This is a genomic window from Shewanella sp. MBTL60-007 (assembly GCF_019654915.1).
Lineage (GTDB): Bacteria > Pseudomonadota > Gammaproteobacteria > Enterobacterales > Shewanellaceae > Shewanella.
On the sequence record NZ_BPET01000038.1, the window covers coordinates 28994 to 55427 of the forward strand.

The 26434-nt window shown below is 45.9% G+C and carries 18 protein-coding genes and 1 riboswitch; of the genes, 11 read left to right on the plus strand and 7 right to left on the minus strand.

Translation table 11 applies throughout. The features are described 5' to 3' along the window. Nucleotides 1-10 precede the first annotated feature (10 nt). A complete protein-coding gene (locus K5Q92_RS14970) occupies nt 11-1096 on the plus strand; it encodes a DUF3083 family protein (RefSeq protein WP_220769789.1) in 1086 nt (361 codons plus the stop codon). Nucleotides 1097-1282: 186 nt separating this feature from the next. On the opposite strand, the gene K5Q92_RS14975 is transcribed toward K5Q92_RS14970, so the two are convergent. The 3 genes from K5Q92_RS14975 to K5Q92_RS14985 form a co-directional block, all read right to left on the minus strand. Next, nucleotides 1283-1492 (minus strand): hypothetical protein, encoded by a 210-nt coding sequence (locus tag K5Q92_RS14975; protein WP_220769790.1) that lies wholly within the window; start codon nt 1490-1492, stop codon nt 1283-1285. Between the two features lie 391 nt (nt 1493-1883). Continuing rightward, the gene (locus tag K5Q92_RS14980; protein WP_220769791.1) at nt 1884-2096 is read right to left on the minus strand and encodes a cold-shock protein; all 213 of its coding nucleotides are present in this window, start codon (nt 2094-2096) and stop codon (nt 1884-1886) included. A gap of 515 nt (nt 2097-2611) precedes the next feature. Then, nucleotides 2612-2800, minus strand: coding sequence for a hypothetical protein (locus K5Q92_RS14985; RefSeq protein ID WP_220769792.1), 189 nt, complete (start codon nt 2798-2800; stop codon nt 2612-2614). 687 nt (nt 2801-3487) lie between these two features. Between K5Q92_RS14985 and K5Q92_RS14990 the strand changes: the two genes are divergently transcribed. The 3 genes from K5Q92_RS14990 to K5Q92_RS15000 all read left to right on the plus strand — a co-directional run bounded on the left by K5Q92_RS14990 (nt 3488) and on the right by K5Q92_RS15000 (nt 8273). Next, complete coding sequence (locus tag K5Q92_RS14990; RefSeq protein WP_220769793.1) at nt 3488-5470, plus strand: hypothetical protein; 1983 nt, start codon at nt 3488-3490, stop codon at nt 5468-5470. Nucleotides 5471-5825: 355 nt separating this feature from the next. Continuing rightward, nucleotides 5826-5999, plus strand: a riboswitch (Lysine riboswitch). 81 nt (nt 6000-6080) lie between these two features. Then, nucleotides 6081-7664, plus strand: coding sequence for a Na+/H+ antiporter NhaC family protein (locus tag K5Q92_RS14995; protein WP_220769794.1), 1584 nt, complete (start codon nt 6081-6083; stop codon nt 7662-7664). 207 nt (nt 7665-7871) lie between these two features. Continuing rightward, nucleotides 7872-8273, plus strand: coding sequence for a ribosome recycling factor family protein (locus K5Q92_RS15000; RefSeq protein WP_220769795.1), 402 nt, complete (start codon nt 7872-7874; stop codon nt 8271-8273). A 136-nt stretch (nt 8274-8409) separates the two neighbouring features. On the opposite strand, the gene K5Q92_RS15005 is transcribed toward K5Q92_RS15000, so the two are convergent. Continuing rightward, the gene (locus tag K5Q92_RS15005; RefSeq protein ID WP_220769796.1) at nt 8410-9021 is read right to left on the minus strand and encodes a LysE family translocator; all 612 of its coding nucleotides are present in this window, start codon (nt 9019-9021) and stop codon (nt 8410-8412) included. Nucleotides 9022-9444: 423 nt separating this feature from the next. Further along, nucleotides 9445-10062, minus strand: a complete 618-nt coding sequence (locus K5Q92_RS15010) for a CatB-related O-acetyltransferase (protein WP_220769797.1) — start codon at nt 10060-10062, stop codon at nt 9445-9447. A gap of 478 nt (nt 10063-10540) precedes the next feature. Between K5Q92_RS15010 and K5Q92_RS15015 the strand changes: the two genes are divergently transcribed. Further along, entirely contained in the window at nt 10541-11707 is a 1167-nt protein-coding gene (locus tag K5Q92_RS15015) for an ankyrin repeat domain-containing protein (protein ID WP_220769798.1), read from the plus strand. 155 nt (nt 11708-11862) lie between these two features. On the opposite strand, the gene K5Q92_RS15020 is transcribed toward K5Q92_RS15015, so the two are convergent. Then, nucleotides 11863-12966, minus strand: a complete 1104-nt coding sequence (locus K5Q92_RS15020; protein WP_259649591.1) for an AraC family transcriptional regulator — start codon at nt 12964-12966, stop codon at nt 11863-11865. Between the two features lie 120 nt (nt 12967-13086). Here K5Q92_RS15020 and K5Q92_RS15025 point away from each other — a divergent pair, with 120 nt between their 5' ends. The 5 genes from K5Q92_RS15025 (at nt 13087) to K5Q92_RS15045 (ending at nt 21416) form a co-directional block, all read left to right on the plus strand. Beyond that, nucleotides 13087-14730, plus strand: coding sequence for an FAD-binding oxidoreductase (locus tag K5Q92_RS15025; protein WP_220769799.1), 1644 nt, complete (start codon nt 13087-13089; stop codon nt 14728-14730). Beyond that, entirely contained in the window at nt 14727-16343 is a 1617-nt protein-coding gene (locus K5Q92_RS15030) for a glycerol-3-phosphate dehydrogenase/oxidase (protein ID WP_220769800.1), read from the plus strand. Before K5Q92_RS15025 ends, K5Q92_RS15030 begins: the two co-directional genes overlap by 4 nt. Further along, nucleotides 16340-17926 carry an FGGY-family carbohydrate kinase gene (locus K5Q92_RS15035; RefSeq protein WP_259649592.1) on the plus strand — a complete coding sequence of 529 codons (1587 nt, stop codon included), beginning with the start codon at nt 16340-16342 and terminating at the stop codon, nt 17924-17926. The genes K5Q92_RS15030 and K5Q92_RS15035 overlap by 4 nt, the downstream gene beginning before the upstream one ends. Before the next feature lie 823 nt (nt 17927-18749). Beyond that, nucleotides 18750-18980, plus strand: a complete 231-nt coding sequence (locus K5Q92_RS15040) for a hypothetical protein (RefSeq protein ID WP_220769801.1) — start codon at nt 18750-18752, stop codon at nt 18978-18980. Nucleotides 18981-19229: 249 nt separating this feature from the next. Beyond that, nucleotides 19230-21416, plus strand: coding sequence for an OsmC domain/YcaO domain-containing protein (locus K5Q92_RS15045; RefSeq protein WP_220769802.1), 2187 nt, complete (start codon nt 19230-19232; stop codon nt 21414-21416). 128 nt (nt 21417-21544) lie between these two features. On the opposite strand, the gene K5Q92_RS15050 is transcribed toward K5Q92_RS15045, so the two are convergent. Then, on the minus strand, nt 21545-24421 hold the full coding sequence (locus K5Q92_RS15050; RefSeq protein ID WP_220769803.1) for a choice-of-anchor Q domain-containing protein: 2877 nt from the start codon (nt 24419-24421) through the stop codon (nt 21545-21547). A gap of 317 nt (nt 24422-24738) precedes the next feature. On the opposite strand from K5Q92_RS15050, the gene K5Q92_RS15055 reads away from it, so the two are divergent. Next, entirely contained in the window at nt 24739-25665 is a 927-nt protein-coding gene (locus K5Q92_RS15055) for a DMT family transporter (protein ID WP_220769804.1), read from the plus strand. The last annotated feature ends 769 nt before the right edge of the window (nt 25666-26434 follow it).

Genomic DNA, 26434 nt, shown 5'->3' on the forward strand with positions numbered 1-26434 from the left:
AGGAGTATTTATGTCCCTTAGCCATCAGCAAAAAGTGTACATTCCCAAGGACGTTCGGGCGAATCAATATATCACCGCAGAAATTAAAGTAACCGATGCATTACTGGCTCATTATCCCGATTACAAGACGTGTTATCAGACTCTTAGTCGCGCAATTTTCAGCCTTGGAGATCAGGAAGAGTTATATAACCTTCATGTGATCACTAACGATAAGTTACCCGTTGTACGTTTTCATTCTGAAGCCTATTGCTTCCCAACTGCCGAACAGCTCATCTTCTTCTACAACCCTGTCTATCATGAATCGCAAACGCTACACACAAAGGATGATTATCGTGCCCGTAAGATCAGGATTGTGTTCTTAGCGACCGGTGATGAGATCCGCAGTCATTCGGCCAGTTTCCATATCAAAGTGCAGTCTTTCCTCGCCAAGCTCATGCCACAACTGCCAGAGAAAGATCTCACCATTAAGGTTCGTGACCATCAGCATATTTCTTACGACCTGTTCGCCAAGTCGAAAGGCAATAAAGAGACCTATGGCTATAAGCTACGTTCGATTAACCACAGGTATAAAGCAAGAGAGTGTCCAATCCCAGAGGATCACGGTTCGCTTTGCTACGTCACAGTGAAGTTACCCCTAAGCCGCAAGTTAAAGCAGGCAATATTACCTGAACACACTAGCGATTTTACGCCACTGTATCAAAAGCTAGAAGATGCTTTCCTTCAAGCAGCTTCAGCTAAAAAATTAAATCGAATTGCTATGGTAGCTAATGGCTTAACGCCGCTTGTGCGTAACAGTAAATTCGATCAAGTCGATGGTACCGATGAGGTGCAGATGCTTGGCTTCGACCCTAATATTGAGGAGCAGCAGTTTATACGCCACTGGGATGGCGACAAGTTAGTGGAGATGGTGAGCTTTACTATTGCTGCTGGCATCAAGGACATTAAAGATGGTGGCTATGGTCGTTACTTGAATCGAGTGGAGGAGGCGCTTAAGAGCTTTGCTGCCGAGCTGCCGATAGACAAGTCTCGGGACGATTTGATTGTGCGCTTCCACCAACATATTAGCTACCAAGCGCCGCAACAACTGCTTAGCTAACTGCTCTAACGGTAAGTGGGGTGAGGCGAAGGATCTGGTGTCGCTACATCATCTATTGATGTGAGAGGCTATACCTTAGATGAAATTGCCTTCATCCTGCTTTATCGTTTTTGCTGCTTTGATCTTAGGGGCATTGGATTACGAAAGGCTGCTTAGCTTGACGATTAGCTGTCGTTGCATGGCCTGTTAGAAAGAGGTCGAAAAGCTACCGATAAGCTGATTGTCACTATTGATGATTTTGCCTTGGCGGGTCTCATCGCAATAGCTAAAGTCGATGTTTCTATCTACAACATTCCCCTTCACCAAAACATGACGTAATAGTACATCGCTATTTAGCTGATGGATGAATGCATCCCAAGAAATGTTATCTTTATAAATATTAAAATTTACTCTCATTTAAACCCTTTTTTAGTTGTTTTCGCTAGTGTTGATTTCTTTTTTGATTGATGAAACCAAAATCTTTTTGGACCTGATGAACGTGACATAATTATCTCCGGAGTTAAGACATTTTGAAGGTAAAATAATACCGACTCTAATTTTGCCTTAAGTTATTAATGTTTAATTTGTATTGATAAGAATATAACGAAGTAGATCAGAAGCGTATTGTTAGATACGAAAGCAGATTTTTGAAGTGTTAATCTTTTTCTAGATACAGTATAAATTATTACTCAATCTTACTTTACTAAATTAAATTAGTTTAAAGCAGACTTAGCTCAAGCAAGTTGGTTGAAAACTTTATTTTAAATGAGGTGAATGGCGACTAAACCATTCACCTCAACTTACGAAGTTACAGCGCGACTACGTTTGCTGCTTGAAGGCCTTTTTGACCTTGCTCTACTTCGAAAGATACTTTCTGGCCTTCAGCCAAAGTCTTGAAACCGTCTGAAGTGATTGCACGGAAGTGAACGAACACGTCGGCGCCGCCATTGTCTTGAGTAATGAAACCAAAACCTTTCTCTTCGTTAAACCATTTTACTAGACCAGTTGATGTATTAGACATGATGTGTCCCTTATATTTAAATTCATAAAAATTGTCGCATTATGCGATGCACTGAAAATTGAATTATTTAATGTGACGATGAAGATAAGGGCAAACTGAGGATAACAACAATAACGAAGGAATACTGAGATTTTACTTTTTAACTTATGTTTCATTAATAACTCTAAATAGCAGAGCGAGACAAATAGTACGCGATAATTACATATTGTCCAGATCTATTTTTAACTAACTTTTAGGGTAAGGCTAGATGTAGGTCGCGTATTTATTGTTATTCATAGAGTTTTACGTCATTAAGCTCTTAAATTGACGATGCTTTATGAAGCCATTTCCTCTAGCCGCTCATCACCTAGTTAAGGCCAGGAAAGCGAGCTTGCGTTAGCTGGCCGCAGGAGGGTAAACGGGCTTAATGTACTTTTTAGCTGGCAAAGCTATTGATAAGTAAAAATAGGCCGAGAGTGGCCTATTTTTTGATGAACTCGCAAGCGGCTATAACGAAGGCTTGCTTTGAAAGCAAATTAGATTAGCTCGCTTGAGATTGCATCTAAGTGCATCTCGAGTTCATCTTCAGTCTTGGGCAGTGAATCTAATTCAAAAGTGAGCGGTTTGCTGCCGTTTAGCATAAACACTGAACTGGCTCCGTGATCATAGTGAAACCATTTCCCATTAACGCATAGATCGGTATAACAATTTGGTAGTAACTCCATAGGGTACCTCAATATTTTTGGTTTCATTATTAAAAACATCGGCATAAAAAGATCTAAAGCCGTGCTTGTGTGAGCTGTGTAAGAAAGTCTGAATGCTATTTGTGATCAAGCTCACCCTTATATGACCTGAAAAGGCGTAGGAGCTCATTGATCTAAATCAAGCCTATGAGGATTAGCAGAGTCGAGGTGCAATAATGGCAAAATATATAACTGTTTTTACGGTCAATTTATCACTTTATTGGTAGGACACTCTGAATATTGTGCTTGTGGTGAAAGTTGCTTCTGTATTGCTGGTTTACCTAATGAGGTGACTTGTTACGAGTGGTCTCTTCGTGTTGCTCTGAGGCTTTTGGCTTAAGTTAAAAGAAGTGCTGACTAGATAAGTATGGTGATAAAAGCGATGAGCTATACAAATACCTAATGCCGAGATAGCCCATTATCAGAAACATATATCGAGACGTTTAACGATATTTTCGTTATCGGTATCTCTCACTTTTCAAAGTCATAATATTTATCTGTGATCTCCGTTCCACTCATGTTTTGCTCAATTTAACTAATTGAACTTAATAGCAATATCGTATCAATGTTTATTGGAGGTTGAACTAATGTTGCCAAGGTCACAATTATCCCCGCAATAAATGAATACTGTTAATGCGCAATAAAAACAACAATATGATTAGGGTGATTATGATGAATTTAAATAAACGCTATTTAGTATTAGTTATTGCAGCAGCAATGAGCTTAAGTGCATGTGATGATGGTAAAGATGGCAAAGATGGTAACGATGGCGAGTATATTCCTCCCACCGTTGGTACATCTGTGGAAACTAAAATTGAGTTAATAAATCATACAATCGAAGATGGTAAGATTAGTTTTGAGTTTCAAGCCGTTAATGAAGATGGCGTCATAATAGATGGTCTGCAGAAGGCTGAAGCTAAGTTCGCCATACAAACTGAAAAAGGTATTGGATTAAGCCGCTCTGGAGAAGGTACTCTTGGTGGCTATGGTACTTTTGATGCAACAAAAGATAGTAATCCTGAAGGTGCCTCACTGGGCATTAATGAAGCGGGGAATTATAGCTTTGTGATGCCGATGGAGCATGTGAAGGCGGGGGACGTAGGGATTGTTTGGTTACGCGTTGGCGGAGCTGTAGTTAATGATACTGTGTCGATTGCTCGCAGCATGCCGTTAATTGTCGATAAACCTGAAGTCATGCACACTACAACAACCGAGACCTGCTATTCCTGTCATGTGGATTACGCTACATCTGATTTCCCTCACCCTAGCTATACCGCTATCGATCTAGAAGGCAAGGTGGATTTTGTAGCGGGCTGTATGGTCTGCCATGGCAATATCTCCCGTACCGAAGAAAATGGTGGCTATGCGAAAAATACGCTGCAAAAAATAGGTCATATCAATCATCAAGTATTCGACCGTGATTTCCAGGTGACTAATTGTTATACCTGTCACGCAGAGCCTGTTATGAACACCAGCATCGCGGGCAATGGTTGTGTTGATTGTCACGCGTCAGGTGTTGCTCTGAACGATCAAATTGCCGCTTTTGCTGACGATGTCGATGTACGTGCTATTCACGCGACGAAATCAGGGATTGAAGAGCGTCAACAGACCCGAGCGTCACATACTACTACACTATCTGCACCATACTGGGACAAGGACGTAACTTGGACTGATAAACCTACTGGAGCAATATGTACCGATTTAAAACTGTTTAAAGTCGAAGGTGAAACTCAGACACAGCTTAATATTGCCAATTTGTATGGCGAGACTTTAAGTTATGCTGGCGCCTATATTCATGGCTATGACAGCAAGCACAATACCTTAGTTGGCCGAGCCAATGCCTATGGTGCTCATCAGTACGTTGAACGTGAAGATGGTACGCGATCGGTCTGTTATCCTGATCTTGTACCGGGCTTTGAAAACTCAAATCTGGCAGCGAGCTCCCGCTTAACCTTTGCCTTGGGAGATCTTGAAAATGCAGGCTATACGGGGGTGACTTTGACGTCGTACTCTGATGTTGCAGAAACAGATTATTATGAGATTGCCGATCCACAGACAACACCTCCAACATTTACCGATGCTGGTAACTATGAGCGTCGTCTTGCAGTCACCAATGATAGCTGTACTAGCTGTCACAATAGTGAGAGTAACTATCATAAGAATGGTAGCTATCAAGAAGGCGGCATAGATTGTGTTGCTTGTCATAACAATGGCCAAGACCGCAAGTCAAAAATGTCTGCACCTGGGTTTGGTCCTATGGTCCACAGCATGCATTGGGGTAGAGGTAATACGGTAAATGATATGGAAGGCGCTGCTAACTCAGCTGATAAGCTCAATGCAGAAAACTGCGTCGCTTGTCATGCCGATGGCATCGATCTTTATGGGGTACCAAATCAGTATATTCGTGCTCAAGCTTATCATGCTGGCGATACCACTAAGATGTCTAGCCCGGTATTAGCGAACTGCTACGCCTGCCATGACAACGACCAAGCCTTAAATCATATGCTCCAAAATGGTGGTGAGTTAAGTGCCGAGAAAGGTGCGGGTGATGATGGCGAGTGGTACACCAAGCCAACATCCGAGTCTTGTGCAACTTGTCACGCAACAGGTAAGACATTTGCTATCGAAAAATACCACGTGTTTGAGCGTTAGATTGACTGGTATTAGGTTGCTGGCTCTGGTCAGTATCTGATTATCTTCACCTTTAGCATGGCATCCCTGCAGAGTGTTTAAAGGTGGAGAGCTTGAGTTATACAGCCGCCATAAATACCTAAGTTTGACGCCCATCCAAGGCCCTTCGGGGCCTTTTTAGCATCTTAATGCCTGAAGATTTATTAAATGAAATATACCTGTGTTGAATTCACTGTGACTTTAACCGCACCAATGAACGTTTACACGTTGTTGAACGAAATTTGTTCACACCTAGAGGCGCAGTCCCATACTCTTTTCAATGTTTGAGTAATTACTCTTGCAACTCACAAATCTATGAGTATTATCTAGGCTTAATCCTTTGAGTAGAGGCGCGCTGCCTAAAAGTATCCAGAATGAGGGTGACACCGAAGACATCTGGAGAAAGGAGTCAGCGCCGAAGTTATTGTTGCGTCATCAACAATCGCTGGGTCTGCATTTAACAAATGCAGGACTGCCATAGTTATGTTGTCTATGGAGCGCTATTAGAGGGGTAAGAAGTATTATTTCAACTGAAATCTGTTTCTCTATCCTTTTGGTAGATCTCCACCTAAATAATAGGTGTTACGAGATCATGAATTTAGTTCAATATTCCGATTCCCTGCTGTCGGTGGTGCCGCCACTGTTAGCCGTTATCCTCGCCATTACGACCCGTCGTGTACTGTTATCCTTAGGGGTTGGTATTCTTGCCGGCGCTATACTGTTAAACAGTTATAATCCGCTTGATGCACTGCACTATCTGTTTAATATTGTCTCCGGCATCTTTTGGGCTGATGGCGCTATTAATAACGGCAACGTCAATATGTTGCTGTTCATGTTGCTGCTCGGTGGTTTGATCAGCCTGATGACGGCCACGGGGGCAACCAGAGCCTTTGCTGAGTGGGGAGTGCGTCGTTGTAAAGACCGCCGCAGCGCCAATATGCTAACGGGCTTAATGGTTTTTGCTTTCTTTATCGATGACTTTTTCCACAGTTTGTCAGTTGGCCCCATCTGCCGCCCGGTCACGGATAGGTTTAAGATCTCGCGGGCAAAACTGGCTTACCTGTTGGACTCCACTGCCGCCCCTGTGTGCGTCATTATGCCTATTTCCTCTTGGGGGGCATTTATCATTGCGATCTTAGGCGGTATCTTGGTGACAAACGGTATTACCGATGTCAGCCCAATTGCCATGTTTGTGCAGATGATCCCTATGAACCTATATGCGGTGTTTACTCTGTTAATGGTGCTTGTCGTGATCGCGTTTCAACTCGACATTGGCCCTATGCGTCAACACGAGCGCTGGGCACAAGAGGGCAAGCTGTGGGATGAGTCTAAGGGGCGTCCGCAAGGGCTTGAGATCACCACTGAGGAGCAAGGCCGTGGTGGCATGATTGATATGGTCTTACCGATTGCGACCTTAACCTTGTCGAGCATCTTCTTCATGGTATGGAGCGGAGCAGAGGCATTATCGGCAAAAGGCCAAGGGTTTAGCTTGATTGCATCACTTGAGCATACCGATGTAGGTTCGTCTCTAGTATATGCGGCTCTGTGTAGTCTCGCAGTCTCTATCGTATTAGCTCTACGATTAAAGTTGCCAGCAAAAACATGGTTATCTGCTGCGCCACAAGGTGTTCAGGCTATGATGCCTGCGATTATTATCCTGCTGTTTGCTTGGACAATTGGTACTGTGGTGAGCGATATGCAAACTGGTCAATACCTAGCAGCGTTGACTAAGAGCAGCATTCCGGTTCAGCTTCTGCCTGCTTTAGTGTTTGTGCTAGCGTGCGGAATGTCATTTGCTACTGGGACCAGCTGGGGCACCTTCGGCATCATGTTACCTTTGGCTGGTGATATCGCTATTGCCAGTGACGCAAGTCTATTAATGCCTATGCTTGCGGCGGTGTTGGCTGGCTCTGTATTTGGTGATCATAGCTCACCTATATCGAGCACTAGTATCCTATCGGCAACGGGCGCGAGCTGTCATCACATGGACCATGTTATGACTCAGTTGCCATATGCCGTTACCGTCGCTTTTGGTGCCTTCCTCGGTTATCTAGCGATGGGCATCACTGGCTCAACTCTTGCGGGTATTGCGGTTAGTAGCGTATGGTTTGTCGCTAACTGTGTATTCCACCTTCGTCGTCATAAAAGACAGCAAATGATGCCAGCTAACGCATAGTTGTAGCGTAGCTAGTTACCTATGGGATAACGTGATAAGTTAGCCCAAGACAAAGGCCTATCTGGGCCTTTGTTGTTTTCAGTCGTTGCTCCACCAACATGGCTTGAGTTTTTTCATCTGGGCTGAAAAAATAGCGCTATATAGTTAAATCCAGAACTAGCTAGAACCTAGAACCTAAAACCCAAAACCTAAGACTCAAGCACCTCTATGAACCAAGAGATCGCCATCTCGCTTCCTTCACTTATTCACCGAATCGGCCGTGAAGTGGTTAAGCAAGCGCAGCTTTTTGCTAAGCAATATAATTGTGAGCTTAAGCGCGTGCGCCGTTCGAGAAACTGGGGTCTAACGGGTGAAGCTGTGCAGATCCAAGCTCTTAGCCAGCATTTAAAAACGCAGCAGCTAAGTGCGGGCACTACAGAGTTTGCTTACCTTATTCGCAAAGTCGATACCGCGTTGCTTAGCCATGCTGATAAGTTAGAGCCGTTAGCGGCCAAATTAGTCCGCTTAATTGAGCAAGATCCGAATATTACCCTCGCTGAACTGATTCACCTTACCGACTGTACTCAGGCTGAAGCGAGAACGGCGCGTTTCGAGGCGGAGACTTGGTAGCCTTGCGATAACAGTTCTTTATTAGGGGACGTTTTCTTTTTTAGATTGTTAGCGCATAAGGTTTAGACAGTATAGCGAAGCCGATGGGCTATCGACTTCGCTGAGTGCCCCCCTTCCATAGGGGCCTTCTTGCTGATTAGCTTACTAGTATACGTCCGGCTAAAAGCAGCAATACCCCACCTGACACTTTATCTATTGTCCGAGCATGCAGCCTTAGCCTTATTAAGGTTGATGGCTTAGACAAGATACAAGCGATAAATGTGTACCAAGCCGCATCGAGAATTGTCGGTGTCGCAACGATAATGATTCGGTTAACCATATTGTCAGCACTTTCTACGAATTGACTAAACAGGGCTAGATAGAAAATGATGATTTTCGGGTTAAGTATAGAGATAACAAAGCCACTTCTTGCAGCTTGATAAAGGCTCATTGGTTTGCCGCTGCTGAGTTTATCGGTTATTCCACCTTTTGAACGAATCGAACAAATACCTAACCAAGCCAGATATGCTGCGCCCAGATAGGTGATGGTGTTGTAGAACAAGGGGGAGTTTTTTAATACTAGGGCGAGTCCTGCCAGAGACAGTCCTGCGTAGATACCTACTCCGATAGAGTGAGCGCAGGCTGTAACGATACCTTGCGCTCTTCCGCCTGCAAGTGTATTTCTTGCAACCATGATGACAGATTGGCCAGGCGACATAGCACCGAGTAATGACACCATGAAAAGGGCCATAAAAATGGATATAGACATAAAGCCTCACATTTATTGAATGATAAATTTTGGATACAACTGGGTCTTTGATAGGTGTTGTTACCAAGGTACATTCAATAAATTATTGTGAGCCGCAAAGGCTTTAAGTCTTGTCATTTAATTGGGATAAGTAAGCTTATCGTAAATAGCGCAGGCATTGTAACACTCTTACTTATCTATTTCAGTCTTAATGGCTCAAGTTGCTGCTGTGGTTTATCACTTTAGCCTTTAGCGCAAGACTCGCGTCTAGACTGAGCGGATAGCTAATGAAATTGCCATCATGAAATCAGTGGTCATGCTTTCACAGCTCTTGCTTATTCAATTTATCGATACGCTTTTATTAGCAACATTGATAAGCAACTTTTATGGATAAGTGCGATGAGCAATGAAAAGTGACAATCTAATCATTGCTCATCATAGCGGCTATAAAGCCGATATCACATGGGTTAATTGCGCTAAATCATTATTACATAATGCAGGAAGGATGGTGTTTATCTGCGCTTCACTGCGCTCATAAATCTTAAGCGCTAACAGAGCCTCAATCGTTGCTGCGTCAAAGCGATACTTTATGATCTTGGCAGGGCTTCCAGCGACAACGGCGTATGGGGGAACATCTTTAGTCACAACGGCATTTGCCGCCACGATAGCGCCTTCGCCAATACGCACTCCGGGCATCAACATCGCCCGCATACCTATCCAACAGCTATCCTCTAAATGGGTGTCTCCTTTGCTTTGGTAAGCATCGACGATGATTTCCATAAAAGGATATAGGCAATACCAGTCTGCTCTATGGGTATGGTTTCCTCCCATCAATATAACGGTCTCTGCGCCAATGCAGACGTAGTTACCGATATAGAGTTGGTCTATTGGCCATGGTGGTGGGGCATCGCGGGTTTGTTCATCGCCATGTAAGTAGCGAACAACGCTCAGTTCAAAACCTTGATCCCAGTAATCACTGTAATATGAATGAGTTCCCTTAATATGGATATTAGGGTTGGTGTTAGTTTGATGTAACTTCTCTGTTTTAGTCCAATGTTTCATTGGGCATACCTATCTTAAAACGGCTTAAATCAGCCAGAAAATACAAATGGTTGACGGTGAAACTTGATTGCAAGCTCGTCAGTAGATTTCTGGTTGTTTGAGTCGTTTAATAATAGGCATAAGGATTAAAGCTTGTCTTGAAGCGATGAACGGTTCCATCATTGAGTTAGTCTAACTGCAGGCTGCACAGGAACTCGCCTCAATTAGTTCGTGCTTATAGTAAGAGTTTTGCGAGTAAAAAGCTATTATGCCTGCCGTCTTACTCATGGCGAGCAGTTAGCTATTATCAGAATGAGTTTTAAATATATTCTTGATAACTAGATCCAAAAAAGCAATTTTTAGCCTTACTTATCCTTATTAAAAATAACGACTTGTACTTGTATCTGCTAAGGCATAGTCTACTGCGCATTATGGGGCTTCTTATACCTGTTTTACTCTCCTGTTTTTGCCCCAGTCATAGTTCAAAAACGAGGTTTACATGCTTAGCAGTCATATTTTCGACAGATTAGAGTTGGACGATGTTTTACGCCAGCACCTTGATGAGTTAGATAGTTACGATGCTCCCTACTTTATCTGTATGAAGCTAAGCACGACGGCAGACAAAGGGATAAAACTGCTGATCCCTGAGCTGGATCATATTGAGCAGGATATCTATGCCTTCAGATTAGAAAAACAGTTGCTGTTACTCAGCCTAGAGTGTGAAGTAGATGAGATTAAGGCGCTATCACAGATGTTATTGACCGCCTTTGAGGCTAATAATGTCACTGCGCAGATCGCCATTTTCCATCACAACTGTTTAGGTACGCCAATTGAAACTTTTAAGTGGTCGACCCAGCTGTTAGAAACCTTAATCGAGAAGTCGCCAGAAGAGTCTATTGTTGAATTTAACGACTTTTGTGATCACGGTAATTGGCCTGGGTTGAGCGCCTATATTGAGGAGCGTGAGCAAGGCCACGGCGCTGATTACGAGTATGACTATGAAGACGACGATGAAGATGATGATGAAAACGACGATCGTTTTGATGAAGATGGCTTCGATAAAGATGGTCTAGATGCCAGTGGTTTTACCGCGCTTATTCAGGGTATTTTAGATAAAGATGCCGCATTAGTTGCCAAGATGATTGCTAATGGTGCCGATGTGGAACAGGGCGATTGGTACAAGAATACACCGCTTAATCATGCAGTGAAGAGTAGTACCGAAGAGGTTGTGACCTTGCTACTCGAGGCGGGGGCGAACCCTAACCAAACTGGCAGCTATGGTACTCGGCCGTTAATTATTGCCAGCTTCAATGGTTTATTGCCGATAATGGAGCAGCTGTTAGCTAGAGGCGCAGAGGTAAACCACCAAGGCGATGAAGGCGAGACTGCGTTGACCATGGCTGCGAAGAACAGCACCAAAGAGGTGGTCGAGCGACTACTGCAAGCTGGTGCAGACGTTAACGCGTTAACTAATGATGGCAATACTGCACTTATTGAGGCTATTGTTGGTGTCCATAATGAACGCACTGCCATTGTCGAGTTACTGCTGGCTAATGGTGCGGCAGAGACGATTCATCAAGTGAATATTCATGACTCTACAGCGATGGAGTTAGCGATTGATCGCGAACATCAAGACATTATTGAACTGTTGAAGCAAGCGATGTAAAGCTGTTCGCTATTCGCTATTCGCTATTCGCTATTCGCTATTCGCTATTCGCTGTTCGATATGAGAAAGTGAGAAAGTAAGGTAGAGCTGAGCCTTAACGCAGATCCTTGTGTGGCGTTAAGGCTCGGTCTTAGATGGTGTGAGTCAGTTTACTCTCATCTCTTTTCCCTCACAGGTTCACAATTAGTTTTTATTCGGGGTGTATGACCGCTCCATTTTTTGTAAGCGCGGAAAAATACCCGCACATCACTAAAGCCCAATTCTAGCGCGATTTCGCTTAAAGACAGTTCACTGCAGCTAAGCCAGTAATCGGCCATATCGTGGCGCACGCTATCCACTAAGCCTTGATAGCTGGTGCCCTGCTTGAGCAGTTGTCGTTGTAAGCTTCTGCCACTAAGGTGCAGTTGGCTGGCGATCAGCTCTCGGTTAATTTTACTTATGGCCAGTTGTTGGCGAATAATCCGCGCAGCGGCTAGCTTAAGTTGGTCGACATCACCAATGCCTTCTAGTTGCGCTTTTGCACTGTTCATCAGCTGTTTTAATTGTTGATTATCGCTTCTTGGTAGTGGCCGAAGTAGCAAGGCTTTATCTATGAGGATGGCATTTTCACTCTGATCAAAGCACACAGGGCAGTTAAACACTGCTTGATACTGTTTTAGCTCTTTGGTGGCAGGTTGTGGCCGTGAAAGTTTGACCTCTATGGGGGAGGCCTTGCTGTCTTGCATAAGGAAGCGGGCAAAGTTGACCCAGGACGCTAGCACGTTATCAATCAGGTGAGGAATGACTTGTGGGTTACTGTATTGGCAGTGCCATACCATCTTTAGTCCTTGGGGATGCTCCCTTAATTCGGTGATCCCCATGTCGCCAACCAGCTTTTCTAAGGGCATGACTTGCTTGATGGCCTGAGCGAAATTATCTGAATTTAGCCCTATCTGCCCTAGCAGATAGAAGCGGTCTGGCTGGATAAATCGGGCGCTATAGAGCCCAAATAGTGGATGCTTTGCCTGCTCAATAAGGTAGTGTAATAACTGCTGAAACTGCTCGCCACTTAGGCGGTTTTCTATGATTTGCAGGCTGGCGGGGTCGATATTGGCCTGCTCAAGCGCAGGTGCGATTTCAACTCCGCAGTGCCGTGCCGCCTGTAGAAATTGCTGGACAGGGGGCAAGGATGTCGTGCCTAAAGCTATCCCGCTTGAATAGCTTGCTTCTGAAGAGGCTGAATCTATAGAGATAGTTTTATACTCAGCTTGTATCGTCACTAGTCTCCCTCCTTTATTTTCATGGTTTAACCCATTTGCGCATTATGTCCATATTTGTCACTGACAAGATGTTGCAACATTGTAAGATAAATTTATCGGTATGCAAATTGGTCAAATATTATGGATAAAGCTGCGCAGGATAATCGAAAGTGGAATGGCTGGGGCGACAAAGACAGAAGCTTGGCATTGTCAGCAGATGGGGCCGCCTTTATTACCGAGACGCTCGGTGAGGCGCAGCCATTACCCATCGCCACGCTGGAGGAGGTGTTGGCCAAGGTGCCAGCATCGCGTCTAGAAGAGAGCGAGTTGTATACCATCGACGCCGAAGTGCGGCTGCGCCACGCCCGAGGCCAAAGTCTACCTGATTGGCTAGCGATGAAGAGCGGTGAGTTTAACTTGTTTCCCGATGCGGTTGCCTTTCCCCGCTGTAGCGAGGAGATCCGCGCCTTAATCGAGGCCGCGAAGCAAAATGATTGGCAGCTTATTCCTTATGGCGGCGGCACCTCTGTGGTAGGGCATATCACCCCTTGTGCTTCAGACAAGCCTGTCGTGACTATCTCTATGAGCAAGATGAACCGATTGCTAGCGCTCGATAGAGTCTCGCAACTTGCCACCTTTGGCGCAGGGGTCAAGGGCCCATTTTTGGAGTCTCAACTGCAGGCTCAGGGTTACACCTTAGGCCACTTCCCGCAGTCTTTCGAGCTTTCCACATTAGGCGGTTGGGTGGTGACCCGTTCCAGTGGTCAGCAATCACTACATTATGGCCGTATAGAAAATCTGTTTGCGGGAGGCGAGATTGAGACACTTGAGGACAAGGTCGTTATTCCTACCTTGCCAGCGTCATCGGCGGGGCCGGATTGGCGTCATCTGGTGTTGGGGTCTGAGGGACACTTAGGCATTTTAACCGAGGCGAAAGTTCGGGTCAGCCGTGTGCCGGAGCAGGAGTTCTTTGGGGTGGCCTTTATGCCGAATTGGCAGCAAGGGATCGCCTGTGCCCGTGAGGTGATCCAGCAAGGGTTGCCGCTTTCAATGCTTAGATTGAGCAATAGCATAGAGACTAAGACTCAGCTTTTTCTGTCGGCTAATCAGACTCAGCGCCACTGGCTTAGCAAGTTATTATCTCTAAAAGGTGTGGGCGATGACAGATGCATGTTGGTGTATGGCATAACTGGCGACAAGCGCGATAACCGTCAGCGCTATAAGCGCTTAAAGGGGATTATCCGTCAATTTAAAGGGGTGAATACCGGCCAAAGTCTAGGGAAGAAGTGGGCGCATAAGCGTTTCGCCTTCCCCTATTTAAGAGAAACCTTGTGGCAGATGGGCTATGCCATAGACACCTTAGAGACGGCAACTAATTGGTCCAACATAGAGCCGTTAACCGAGAAGATAGAGCAGAGCCTTAAAGGCGGGCTTGCAGAGTTTGGCAGTCAGGTGCATGTATTTTCTCATCTATCGCATCTCTATAGCGACGGCGCCAGCATCTACACCACTTACCTGTTTCCTGTGGCGAAAACCTATGAGCAGACCTATCGTCAATGGCAGAAACTCAAATCGACCACCTCTAAGCTGATAGTAGAGAGTAACGGCACCATCAGTCATCAACACGGTGTGGGGGGCGATCATGCTGCCTATCTAGCCACGGAGAAAGGCGACCGTGTGGTTGACTCACTGCAGGATTATTTTAACGGCTTCGATCCTAAGGGGCAGTTAAATCCCGGTAAGCTGTTTAAGGCTATCTATACCCAAGATGAGGCGCAGCCATGAACACCTTGAGTCAGGCGGCGAAAGCGGCGACTGACGCCATTATTCAGGCAGAGGCTGAGTACGACCTTGTTATTATTGGCGGCGGCATAACTGGTGCAGGGATCTTCCACCTTGCAGCTAATCAAGATCTTAAGGTATTGCTGGTGGAGCAAAATGACTTCGCCTGGGGCACCTCGAGCCGCTCCTCCAAAATGATTCATGGAGGGCTGCGTTATCTGGCAACGGGTCAGTGGCGTATGACACGAGATGCGGCTCGAGAGCGAGAAGTGATGTTGGCGCAGTTACCGGGCTTGGTGGACTTGATGCCCTATATCATGCTGCATAAAAAGGGAGACTTCCCCTCGGCGGCGCTTTTTCAGCGGGTACTGGCTATTTACGACAGGCTTGCTGGTAGTAAGTACCATCGGCCCCTGAGTATGGAAAAAGCGCGTACTTGGCTGTCGGAGTTATCTTTCGATGGGATTAGCGGAGTCAGCCTGTTCGCCGATGGAGTCACCGACGATGCGCGTTTAGTATTGCGTGCACTGCAAGATGGCGTACTCGCGGGCGGGCAGGCGCTGAATTATGCCAAAGTGACAGCTCTCATCGAGCGAGGGGAAAACCAAGATAACAGCGAGCGAGTTAGCGGTGTAAGGCTGGTTTTAACCAATACTTTAGATAGCCAAGCGTCAGATAACACAGAGTACAGTGTTAAAGCCAAGTGTGTCATCAATGCCACTGGCAGTTGGGCTGGCAAGCTCCATGAACTGCAAGGCGGGGGCTTGAGGCCATTGCGTGGTAGCCATCTGGTGCTGCCATTTGAGCGTTTACCCGTCTCCGCCTGTTTGACCTTCTATCACCCCCAAGATGGACGTCCAGTGTATATCTATCCGTGGCAAGGCTGCAGCGTGATAGGCACAACCGACTTAGATCATCATGGCGAGCTAAACCGTGAGCCGGGGATCACTCAGCAAGAGATCGACTATCTTTTGGAGTTGGTAAGGCACTTCTACCCAAAACAAGAGCTTAGCGAGAGTGATGTGGTTAGTTGTTGGAGTGGAATACGCCCCATCTATTGTGAGGATGAAACAGAAGGCAAAGAGCCGTCTAAAGAGTCTCGTGAGCATATTATCTGGTCCAAGCCAGGGTTGATCTCGGTATCAGGTGGCAAGTTAACCAGTTATCACCTGATGGCTAAGGAGACATTGGATCGAGTCCGACAGCAGTTCCCTAACCTTTTTGCTGGTGAGCTGAAAAGAGCGCCTTTTAGTCAGGTGACACTAGGTTACGCCGATGAGCACTTACAGGGCTACTTTGGTTATTTCGCCTCTCAAATTGCCGGGATGACTAACGCCGAAATGATAGGCATCAGCCGCTGCCAGTGGCGAGAGCTTGAATGGTCGCTGGCTAATGAGAGTGTGGTGCATCTTGACGATCTCTTGCTACGCCGAACCCGATTAGCATTGTTATTGGGCATAGAGATTAGTCGGTACCGAGAGACGATATTATCTTTATGTTGCCAGCATCTAGCTTGGTCAAACACAAAGGCGGAGCAAGAGTGGCAGCGATTCGAGCAGATAGTGAATACCAGCTACCGCTTACCGAGCCAACAAGTGAATAGGGAGTGTCTGTGATAGACAAAAAACAGCAGAGCCAGGCACAAGTAGAGAAGCAAGCAGACTGGATCTTAACCATAGACAATGGCACTCAGAGCGTGCGGGCCTTAGTGTTTGATGCAAAAGGTAAGCTTGTCGCTAAGTCGCAGATCAAACTGACGCCCTATGAATCGCCGCAGTCGGGTTGGTGCGAGCAAAGCGGTGACTATTATTGGCAAAATGTTTGTGCGGCCTGTCAGGCACTTTGGCAACAAGGCGTTGATAAGAGGCGTATTAAAGGCATGTCGGTGACCACTCAGCGGGGCACCATGTTACCGTTAGACCGTGAGGGCGAACCTTTATATCCGGCTATTCTCTGGCTCGACCAGCGTAGAGCCGAGAGTGAATCTAGTTTGGGAGGCCTGTGGGACCCACTGTTTAAGCTGTTGGGACTAAGCGAAACCATTGCTAATTTTCGCAGCCGCGCTCAACCCAATTGGCTCTATATGGCCAAGCCTGAGCTTTGGCACAAGACCCATAAATTTGCCTTTTTGTCGGGCTTTTTTCACCACAGATTAACGGGGAAATGGGCCGATTCAGTAGGTTCTCAGGTAGGCTATTTGCCTTTCGATTATAAAAAGCACAGATGGGCACCAAGGTGGGATTGGAAGTGGCGGGCGCTGCATGTAAAACCCGAACAATTGCTGACGCTGTTAAAGCCCGGTGAAAAGGTGGGCGAAATAACCGAAAAAGCCAGTGAGCAAACCGGATTGCCCCAAGGCTTACCTGTGATTGCCGCCGCAGCTGATAAAGCCTGTGAGGTGCTCGGCTCCGGTGGTGAAAACGCCGATGTGGGCTGTTTAAGCTTCGGTACCACGGCCACCATCAACGTGACTATGCCGCGCTATACTGAAGCTGTAAGGTTTTTGCCCGCTTATCCCTCAGCCATCGCTGGGGCATTTTGCAGTGAGGTGATGCTCTATCGTGGCTTTTGGATGGTGAGTTGGTTTAAAGAGCAGTTTGCTCATATCGAGCAGGAAAAAGCACTGCAGGCGGGGATCGAAGCCGAAGCCCTGTTTGATGAGTTAGTGAGTAGTGTGCCACCTGGCTCAATGGGGCTGATGCTGCAACCCTATTGGGGGCCGGGAGTGAAGCAGCCCGAAGCCAAAGGTGCTGTGATCGGCTTTGGTGATGTGCATACTCGCGCTCACCTATATCGCGCCATTCTAGAAGGGTTAGCCTTTGGCCTAAAAGAGGGGCTGGAAGCGATTGAGAAAAAGGGCGGCTGTAAAGTCAAGGAACTACGGGTTTCTGGTGGTGGCGCGAAGAGTGATGCCGCGATGCAGATTGCAGCCGATGTGTTTGGGTTGCCTGCGGTAAGGGCGCATACGGTTGAGACATCAGGGCTGGGCGCGGCGATAGCGGCGTCAGTGGGCTTAGGGCTGCATGAAGATTTTGACAGTGCAATTAAGGCCATGGTACATGATGGTGAGCGCTTCGAACCCGATAACCAGCATCATCTTATGTACAAGCGACTCTATAACGAGATCTATCTTGATATTTATAAGAAGCTACAGCCACTTTATGGCAAGATCCGTGACATTACTGGCTATCCGGAATAGGAAAAACAGAGACGGTAAGAGCCGAACGGCCTGCGGCCTTACGAACGTGACGGTGTCACTGACGGAAAGGCAGGAAAAGAAGGTTCGAGGTGCTAGGAAAAGCAAAGAAAGGTTCTAGGAAAAGCCGGAAAAGAAGGTTCGAGGTGCTAGGAAAACAAAGAAAGGTTCTAGGAAGAAAAAAAGACGGGAAAAGCAGGTTAAAAGCTAAGACGATGAAAGCTGGAAAAGAAGGTTTTAGCAACTAGGTACTAGGAAAAGCCGGAAAGCAGTGGCTGTTGTAGGTCGGGCTTTAGCCCGTCAAAGAGTTAGGTATTTGGAAAAGCAGACCTTAGAGCCTAGGAAGGATTAAAGAAGGAAAAAACGGAATGAATACAGCGTTTTGCTTGGTTTTTGTTTTGAGCTTTTGATTTTCCTAGCAGGGCGAAGCCCGCCCTCGCAGCGAAGCGTCCTAGGATCTAGCCGCTTCTTTTAAAGCAAAGACGATTAAAGCCTAACGGCCTGCGCCTTAGGGAACGTGACTGCGTCACTACGGAACGCTGCGCTTACGGAAAAGATGGGAAAAGCTAATAAAGGCTCTAGGTACTAGGAAAAGCAGGTACTAGGAAAAGCCGGAAAGCAGTGGCTGTTGTAGGTCGGGCTTTAGCCCGTCATGCTTGTGATTTTCCTAGCAGGGCGAAGCCCGTTCTCGCAGCGAAGCGTCCTAGGATCTAGAACCTTCTTTTAAACGCAGCCCGTTCTCGCAGCGAAGCGTCCTAGGATCTAGTTCCTTCTTTGTAAAGCGAAGCGCTCTAGAATCTTAAGCCTTAGAACTAATGGAGGGAGAATGACGGACCAAAAGCTTATTTTGATCTTAAAAACCTGCATCTGCGTTGGGCTGTGCCTGATCCTTTTAGGGCTCTATCTTCATAATTTTAGTGAGGCGGTAGAAGCCATGGGAGTGCGGGGGATTATCATCAGCGCCGTCTGTGTGGCTTTTGGCATGGTGTTGTCATTGCCGACGAAAATGTACCTGACCTTTATCTTAGTCAAACGTGAAGCCGATAAGAATCAATAAGCTAGTCCTATTTACACCTTTTACCTCCCCTGCCTAAGTCTTATTTAGGCCGGTAGTGATTGTGCTTCATTGCCGCTAATCTGAGCTTTTCTGTAATTAACCCAAGACTAATGCGCCAAAAACACCGATAATTCCCCCCAATAAGTTCATCTGGCCTCAGGGCTCGCTTTGAGCCGCAGTTCATATTTGAGTGCAAGGCTCATGCCTGAGCCAAGGGCGACGCTCGCTATTAAGTGGAAATCATATTCAATGGAAATCAAAGTTAACTTTCTCGACAACTTGAGACTCGAAGCCAAGTTTGACGACTTTACCGTTACGGCCGACCAACCTATTCGCTATAAAGGCGATGGCTCTGCGCCAAGTCCTTTCGATTACTTCTTAGCATCGTCAGCACTGTGTGCGGCTTATTTTATCAAGGTTTACTGTAAGGCTCGCGATATTCCAACTGAAAACATCAGACTGTCGCAGAACAATATCGTCGACCCTGAAGATCGCTATAATCAGATTTTCCAAATTCAGGTTGAGTTACCTGATGATATTTCTGATAAAGACCGTCAAGGTATTCTGCGCTCGATTGAACGCTGTACCGTTAAAAAGGTGGTGCAAACCGGACCTGAGTTTAAGATTGAAACTGTTGAAAACTTAGATGCCGACGCTAATGCCATGTTGATGAATCAAGGCGACAGCGATGCTAGTACTTACATCTTAGGTAAAGACTTACCGCTTGAGCAAACCATTGCCAATATGACGGGTATGCTAGCTGATTTAGGCATGAAGATTGAGATCTCTTCTTGGCGAAATATCGTGCCAAATGTGTGGTCGCTGCATATCCGTGATGCCGCATCACCTATGTGCTTTACCAATGGTAAAGGTGCCACTAAAGAGAGCGCACTTTGCTCGGCATTAGGCGAGTTTATCGAGCGTCTTAACTGTAACTTCTTCTATAACGATCAGTTCTTTGGTGAAGAGATTGCTAACAGCGAGTTCGTGCATTACCCGAACGAAAAATGGTTCGAGCTTACGGACGATGACTCATTACCAGCGGGTATGCTAGATGATTACTGTCTCGCTATCTACAATCCTGATGGCGAGCTTGCTGCTTCAAATCTTATCGATACCAACTCGGGCAATATCGACCGCGGGATCTGTACTATTCCCTACACGCGTCACTCTGATGGCGAAACAGTGTATTTCCCATCGAACTTGATTGAAAACTTGTTCCTAAGTAACGGCATGAGCGCGGGTAACAATCTGCAGGAAGCCCAGGTTCAGTGTTTGTCTGAAATTTTTGAGCGCGCGGTTAAGCGTCAAATCATCGAGCAAGAGATTGTACTGCCAGATGTACCGATGCAAGTGCTAGAGAAGTATCCAAGCATTCTTGCAGGCATTAATGGCCTAGAAGAGCAGGGCTTCCCTGTTGTGGTTAAAGACGCATCATTGGGTGGTCAGTTCCCTGTAATGTGCGTGACCTTGATGAACCCGAAAACCGGCGGCGTATTTGCTTCATTTGGCGCTCACCCAAGTTTCGAAGTGGCACTGGAGCGTAGCTTAACTGAGCTGCTACAGGGGCGCAGCTTTGAAGGCTTAAACGATGTCCCTAAGCCTACATTTAACAGCATGGCGGTAACTGAGCCAGAAAACTTCGTCGAGCACTTTATCGACTCGACGGGCGTGATCTCATGGCGCTTCTTTAGCAGCAAGCATGACTATGAGTTTGTTGAGTGGGACTTCTCTGGTACTAACCAAGAAGAAGCCGATGGCTTATTTGGCATCTTAGAAACCTTAGGCAAAGAGGTGTACACAGCTGAATTTGACCAGCTTGGCGCATCGGCTTGTCGTATGCTGGTACCGGGCTTCTCTGAAGTTTACCTAGTGGATGACTTGATTTGGGATAACACCAACAAGGCGTTAGATTACCGTGAAGATATCTTAAATTTACACTCACTGTCTGATGATGAGTTGGTGGATTTGGTTAATCGTTTAGAAGAGAGCCAACTAGATAACTACACCGATATCCGTACCATGATAGGTATCGTTTTCGATGAAAATACCGTTTGGGGTCAGCTAACCATTATCGAGCTTAAGATCTTAATCTATCTAGCACTTGGCGCAGCTGAAGAAGCTATGGAGCTGGTGGGGGACTTCCTACAGTATAACGACAATACCGTTGAGCGCGGCCTATTCTATCAAGCGGTCAATGCGGTACTTGAAGTTGAAATGGACGACGAGCTTGAGCTTGAGCACTTTATCCATAGCTTCAATCGTATGTTTGGCGAAGAAGTCATGCAGAACGTGGTTGGCTCAGTTAGCGGTGAAGTGCGTTTCTTCGGCCTAACCAAGACCAGCATGGCGCTAGAAGGGATTGAACCACACTTACGCTTGATCGAAAGCTATAAGAAGTTGCACAGCGCCCGAGCGAAAGCGGCTGCTAAGTAATTTGTGTAATAATGCTAGTCGACTTTAAATGCATTTGATTTAAAGCTCTTGCTCACATAGAAAAGCGAACCCTAATTAGGGTTCGCTTTTTGTTTTGAGGCTTCAACATCTATTTAATTGTTTTTAAATTAGTTTAATTGAAACTCTACCGCTCCAATATCAATGACCTTTGAGCCATCATTATCACCATCTAAGGGCCTCATTACCCCATTGATATCCACATCCAGCGCTGAGGCGATTCCTGCATCAATTGCTGGTGAATTACTTAGCGGATAACCCGCGTGATCAATAAGTGGATCAACAAAGATGCTGCCCATTTCGGTCTGCTTATTTTGCAAATCATTAAAATGGGTATCGACTTGGTAAATCAGGTTATTTGTCAGGTTAAAAGATGTGCTAGGAGTGAATTCTGCGAGGTTACTAGAATAGGAGGCGTTTTCTATTAAAAAGCGAGACATAGAGAGTATATTGTTGTTGATGGTGGCGTCATAATGCGGCGCGACAGCGCCGCTGTATACTAGCTCAAGCATTTTTCCTATGCCTTGAAATGTGTTGTTATTCATCGTTATTTCAGCATTTGGATAAGCTCTAATAAAATCACATGCCCAATACACATCCGGGTGAGTCAGCAAGTTCCCTGAATAGATATTGTTGACGACGGTAGTCGTTGTGGCCTCATGGGTGTCGTAATTGCCAATTTCAATATAGGGGCAATGGTAACTTTCTCGCACATAGTCGTAGGCATACCCTGTATCTAGCGCCGCGCCAACTAGTCTATTTTGCTCTAATGTAAGCTCACTAAAGCTCTGGATAAATGTACCAATTAGATGATAGTCAGTGCCATCAAAGAGGTTGCTCTTTATGACAGCGCTTCCTTGTTTTACCTGAATATAGTGACTCGCAATGGTAAAACCGTTGAGCTGACTATTGTTGCCGATTTTTATGCTAGGGGCGCTAAAAGCTGTGGCGTTGTCTAAATCAAAATATAGCTTTGCATCCAGTGATTCCGCCTTGAGTTGCGTTGTTTTCTTACTGAGATCGAGTGCGCCCAAGTAAATGCCCGCTGGGACCATAACAGTACTGTTATCTGCTGCTGCATCGATCTGCTGCTGAAGTGACAGGGTTGGCTGCCCAGCGACGATAGGAAACTCGGCATAGCCAAGGAGCTGATCTTGGGTTGTGTCGCTTCTGGCGGTAAAGACTATCAGACCATCGCCTTGGTTTTGAGCTGAAACCGTCAGCTTAAATTTGTTATAAGAACTATCCTTTGTAAAAATAAGCTCATCACTTTCTAAGCAGTCATACCAGCTGGAGCTATCCTGTTCATAACATTGAGCAGAAGTGAGCGTTACAAATGCGGGGACGTGAATTTTTACCTTAAAACCTGCAATTGGATCTAAGTTCCCTGAGTCAGTCTCTTGCTGGTGGAAGATAAATTCAGCCTGCTCCTGTTCACTTGTCAGCATCATAATGTGGTGCTGGTCATAAGGCGCTTGAAAACCAAATTGAGCATTTATAGGCAGTCTAGCGATTTCGATTGAGGCGCTATCATTAGTCGTGTTTAAATCATGGCCAACATACTTTGCTGTAGCTGAAAGACTACTCGTTAGTGCGCCTGTGTGTTCTTCATTGGCAGTTAAATACACCTTATGATTAGATTGATTGCCGGGGCGGATATAGTCAATTCGACACGAAAGTTGTAAGTGGTCGTTCGAAACATTGCATAAGCGGTCCGATTGATATCGAGTGCTATCAAATTGCGTTGGAGCCTGTGTTGTGTAGGTGATATCTACTACTGCATTTTGAGCCGAATCAGCACTACTCGTTATTGAAGCTAACACTTCTATTGCAGCACCATAATTTTTAGGTGTATGGCTGAGTGAAATACCGATATCAGCAAGCCGTGGCGTTAATTCTGCGTTAGCTGGGTGGCCAAAGTGAGTGAATTCATCTAGGTTGCTAAAACCATCTCCATCCAGATCTTGCTGGGCGTCACTAGGATCTAATGGGTTAAGGCCAAATGTGAGCTCCCACGCATTGGTCATTCCATCAGCGTCATCATCAGCAAACGAGAACAGCATCGAGTTGTCGAAATACTCCTGCAAGAAGATGTACTCGATTGTTTCCCCTTGGCTATCGAGTTTGACTCGATAAAATGGATAATTTGAGATGACGTTACCTCTTTGTTGGGTATAAAACTCAACAGAAAGTTGTGCGGTATTTTCATCGGCACCACTGATGATAAGCGTCCCCTGTTCTTCTAAGGTTGGGATCATTGTGTTAAGGACGAAAGGCGTTGAGGTATATAGGTGCCAATAACCAAAGTCTGAATCGTATACTTGCCCACGAACGGTAAAACCGTTGTTATCTGAACAGAGAATGCTACTGCCACCGATGCGAAAAGAGGTAAAGTCGGCATAGTAAACTTGATGGCCGGAGCTTGGTTCGGTAAACATCAAGTTATATAGCCCCTCTGTTTTTGGGCAAGCATCGCCATGCTCTATATGTTGAGCTGTGCCCGCTAGCACTCTTTCGCCTAGCAAGTTTGTCACCCTTACATCTTCGAATATAATGGTGCTATCAATTAGGCTACCATTGGCTGAAAATTTATTAGCTCTAATCGTTGCCTGGCCATTCGTGACCATGCCATCTTCAGCGCAGTTCTCAAACGAAACTTGCTTTTCATTATCAGCATTGCCATCAGAAATAGTGAGTTTCCCTCCACCACTGCAGCTTGAGCCAACCTCTCCGGTATGATCTTGGTAATCAGGCAAAAGCTCTGGAGCGAGTGACACGATGTACTGATAGACTTGCCCGAGTGTTGCTTCATTGAGAGTTGCAGCTGAGCGATTGCCGCTATAGGCACTATCAACATCGATATATTTGGCTAAGGGATCGCTCGGTGTTGGATCGGGTTGCTCGGGGGAGGGGGTTGAGCCGCTATCAGAGCCACCGCCACAGCCAGAAAGTAAGGCAAAAAAAAGTACTAAACTTAGGAGCTTCATATAATAATTATCCTTTTATTATAATTGTTTGGCTGTATATTTAATGCTGATCAAGGCGTGATGATAACCCTTTGTTTACAGGGTGTTCAATCTTTGTTTACTTTTACTTGTCTTGTTCATTCATTTCTAATCGCGGTGATTATAGTCAGTAGCTTTAGCGGTGTGTTCTGCATTAAAATCCGTCGTTAAACTTTAAATAGCAACCCCATGAGATAGGGTTGCTATTTTGTTTTTAGCGCGTAGAAGTGGATGCATTCTCTATCGACGCTGATGTTATTTTCTAATTGGCTATTCGCCCCTTTTTAAGAGTGCTATTGATGCGCGGAGTCTTGTATTTATTTATCGCCACCTTGTTGGCTGCCGTGGGCTGGGTAGCCTCAAAAATTGTGGTGCAATCTATGCCTGGTGAGTTATTTATCGGCTCTCGCTTTCTATTGGCAAGCATAGTCTTACTGCCATTTTGCTATAAAAGTCTGTTGAAACTGAGTATGAGGCAGGTGCTATCTGCCTGTGGTGTAGGCGTTTTTCTCGGGCTCGCATTGCAAGTCTGGATCTACGCGGTATCGATTAGCGACAGTTTGTCAGAGGGAGCATTTATCATGAGTCTGGCGATGATCATCGCGCCACTGACCGCTTGGCTCCTGTTTCAAGTTAAACCTAACCACGCCTTTTGGATAGCCTTGCCAGTGAGTACGACGGGCATGATGTTGCTAAGCTTAACCAATGGCTGGAAGATGGAGTCGAGTCAGTTGTTATTCTTGCTGGCATCGGCATTACTCTCAGTTCACTTTGTGATGAATAAACGCGTTAGCGGTAATTTAAAGCCACTGGTTTCTATCTGCTTGCAGCTATTTGTGGTCGGTTTAGTTGGCTTGATGTATTCGTTTTACACCCAGCCCCATAGCATAGGCTTTTCCAGTAATCTGATTATCTGGTTTGCGATTTCGACTTTAATCGCTACCTCTGTGCGCTACCTATTACAGACTATGGGGCAGTATAAGGTGAGTATGGAGACCGCGGCATTGTTGATGATCTTAGAGCCTGTTTGGACGCTGCTATTGAGTATTACTATGCTGGGAGAGACGCTTGAGCTGCAAAAATTGATAGGTGGTGGAGTGATCTTTTTGTCGCTGTTTCTATATATCAAATTGTCGCGACGCTTTGCTAAGGCGGAACGAGCTGAGATCGTTAAAGCGGAGACGGTAAAAGCTGAGACGGGAAAAGCCGAACGGCCTGCGGCCTAGGGAACGTGACTGCGTCACTCACAGAACGCTGCGCTTACGGAAAAGATGGGAAAGTTAATAAAGGCTCTAGGTACTAGGAAAAGCAGGTTCTAGGAAAGGCTAAGACGGTACAAGCTGAGACGGTAAAAGCCGAGATGGGAAAAGCCGGTTAAAAGCAGGAAAAAGCGGTGTTTGTTGTAGGTCGGGCTTTAGCCCGTCATGTTTGTGATTTTCCTAGCAGGGCGAAGCCCGCCCTCGTAGCGAAGCGTCCTAGGATCTAGTTCCTTCTTTTAAAGCCGAGACGGGAAAAGCCGGTTAAAAGCAGGAAAAAGCGGTGTTTGTTGTAGGTCGGGCTTTAGCCCGTCAAGCTTGTGTTTTTCCTAGCAGGGCGAAGCCCGCCCTCGCAGCGAAGCGCCCTAGGCTCTAGTTCCTTCTTTTAAAGCTTAGACGGAAAAGCCGGTTAAAAGCAGGAAAAAGCGGTGTTTGTTGTAGGTCGGGCTTTAGCCCGTCATGTTTGTGATTTTCTTAGCAGGGCGTAGCCCGCCCTAGAAGCGTAGCGCCCTAGGATCTAGCCGCTTCTTTTAAAGCCGAGATGGGAAAAGCCGGTTAAAAGCAGGGAAAATCGGTGTTTGTTGTAGGTCGGGCTTTAGCCCGTCATGTTTGTGATTTTCCTAGCAGGGCGAAGCCCGCCCTAGAAGCGAAGCGTCCTAGGATCTAGTTTCTTCTTTGAAAGCCGAGATGGGAAAAGCCGGTTAAAAGCAGGGAAAAGCGGTGTTTGTTGTAGGTCGGG

Coding starts and splice junctions, on each gene's coding strand:
- K5Q92_RS15045 (WP_220769802.1), top strand. CDS start 19,230: ATGGAAATCAAAGTTAACTTTCTCGACAACTTGAGACTCGAAGCCAAG.
- K5Q92_RS14990 (WP_220769793.1), top strand. CDS start 3,488: ATGATGAATTTAAATAAACGCTATTTAGTATTAGTTATTGCAGCAGCA.
- K5Q92_RS15025 (WP_220769799.1), top strand. CDS start 13,087: ATGGATAAAGCTGCGCAGGATAATCGAAAGTGGAATGGCTGGGGCGAC.
- K5Q92_RS15050 (WP_220769803.1), bottom strand. CDS start 24,421: ATGAAGCTCCTAAGTTTAGTACTTTTTTTTGCCTTACTTTCTGGCTGT.
- K5Q92_RS15015 (WP_220769798.1), top strand. CDS start 10,541: ATGCTTAGCAGTCATATTTTCGACAGATTAGAGTTGGACGATGTTTTA.
- K5Q92_RS14970 (WP_220769789.1), top strand. CDS start 11: ATGTCCCTTAGCCATCAGCAAAAAGTGTACATTCCCAAGGACGTTCGG.
- K5Q92_RS14985 (WP_220769792.1), bottom strand. CDS start 2,800: ATGGAGTTACTACCAAATTGTTATACCGATCTATGCGTTAATGGGAAA.
- K5Q92_RS14995 (WP_220769794.1), top strand. CDS start 6,081: ATGAATTTAGTTCAATATTCCGATTCCCTGCTGTCGGTGGTGCCGCCA.
- K5Q92_RS15055 (WP_220769804.1), top strand. CDS start 24,739: ATGCGCGGAGTCTTGTATTTATTTATCGCCACCTTGTTGGCTGCCGTG.
- K5Q92_RS15005 (WP_220769796.1), bottom strand. CDS start 9,021: ATGTCTATATCCATTTTTATGGCCCTTTTCATGGTGTCATTACTCGGT.
- K5Q92_RS14980 (WP_220769791.1), bottom strand. CDS start 2,096: ATGTCTAATACATCAACTGGTCTAGTAAAATGGTTTAACGAAGAGAAA.
- K5Q92_RS14975 (WP_220769790.1), bottom strand. CDS start 1,492: ATGAGAGTAAATTTTAATATTTATAAAGATAACATTTCTTGGGATGCA.
- K5Q92_RS15000 (WP_220769795.1), top strand. CDS start 7,872: ATGAACCAAGAGATCGCCATCTCGCTTCCTTCACTTATTCACCGAATC.
- K5Q92_RS15030 (WP_220769800.1), top strand. CDS start 14,727: ATGAACACCTTGAGTCAGGCGGCGAAAGCGGCGACTGACGCCATTATT.
- K5Q92_RS15010 (WP_220769797.1), bottom strand. CDS start 10,062: ATGAAACATTGGACTAAAACAGAGAAGTTACATCAAACTAACACCAAC.
- K5Q92_RS15040 (WP_220769801.1), top strand. CDS start 18,750: ATGACGGACCAAAAGCTTATTTTGATCTTAAAAACCTGCATCTGCGTT.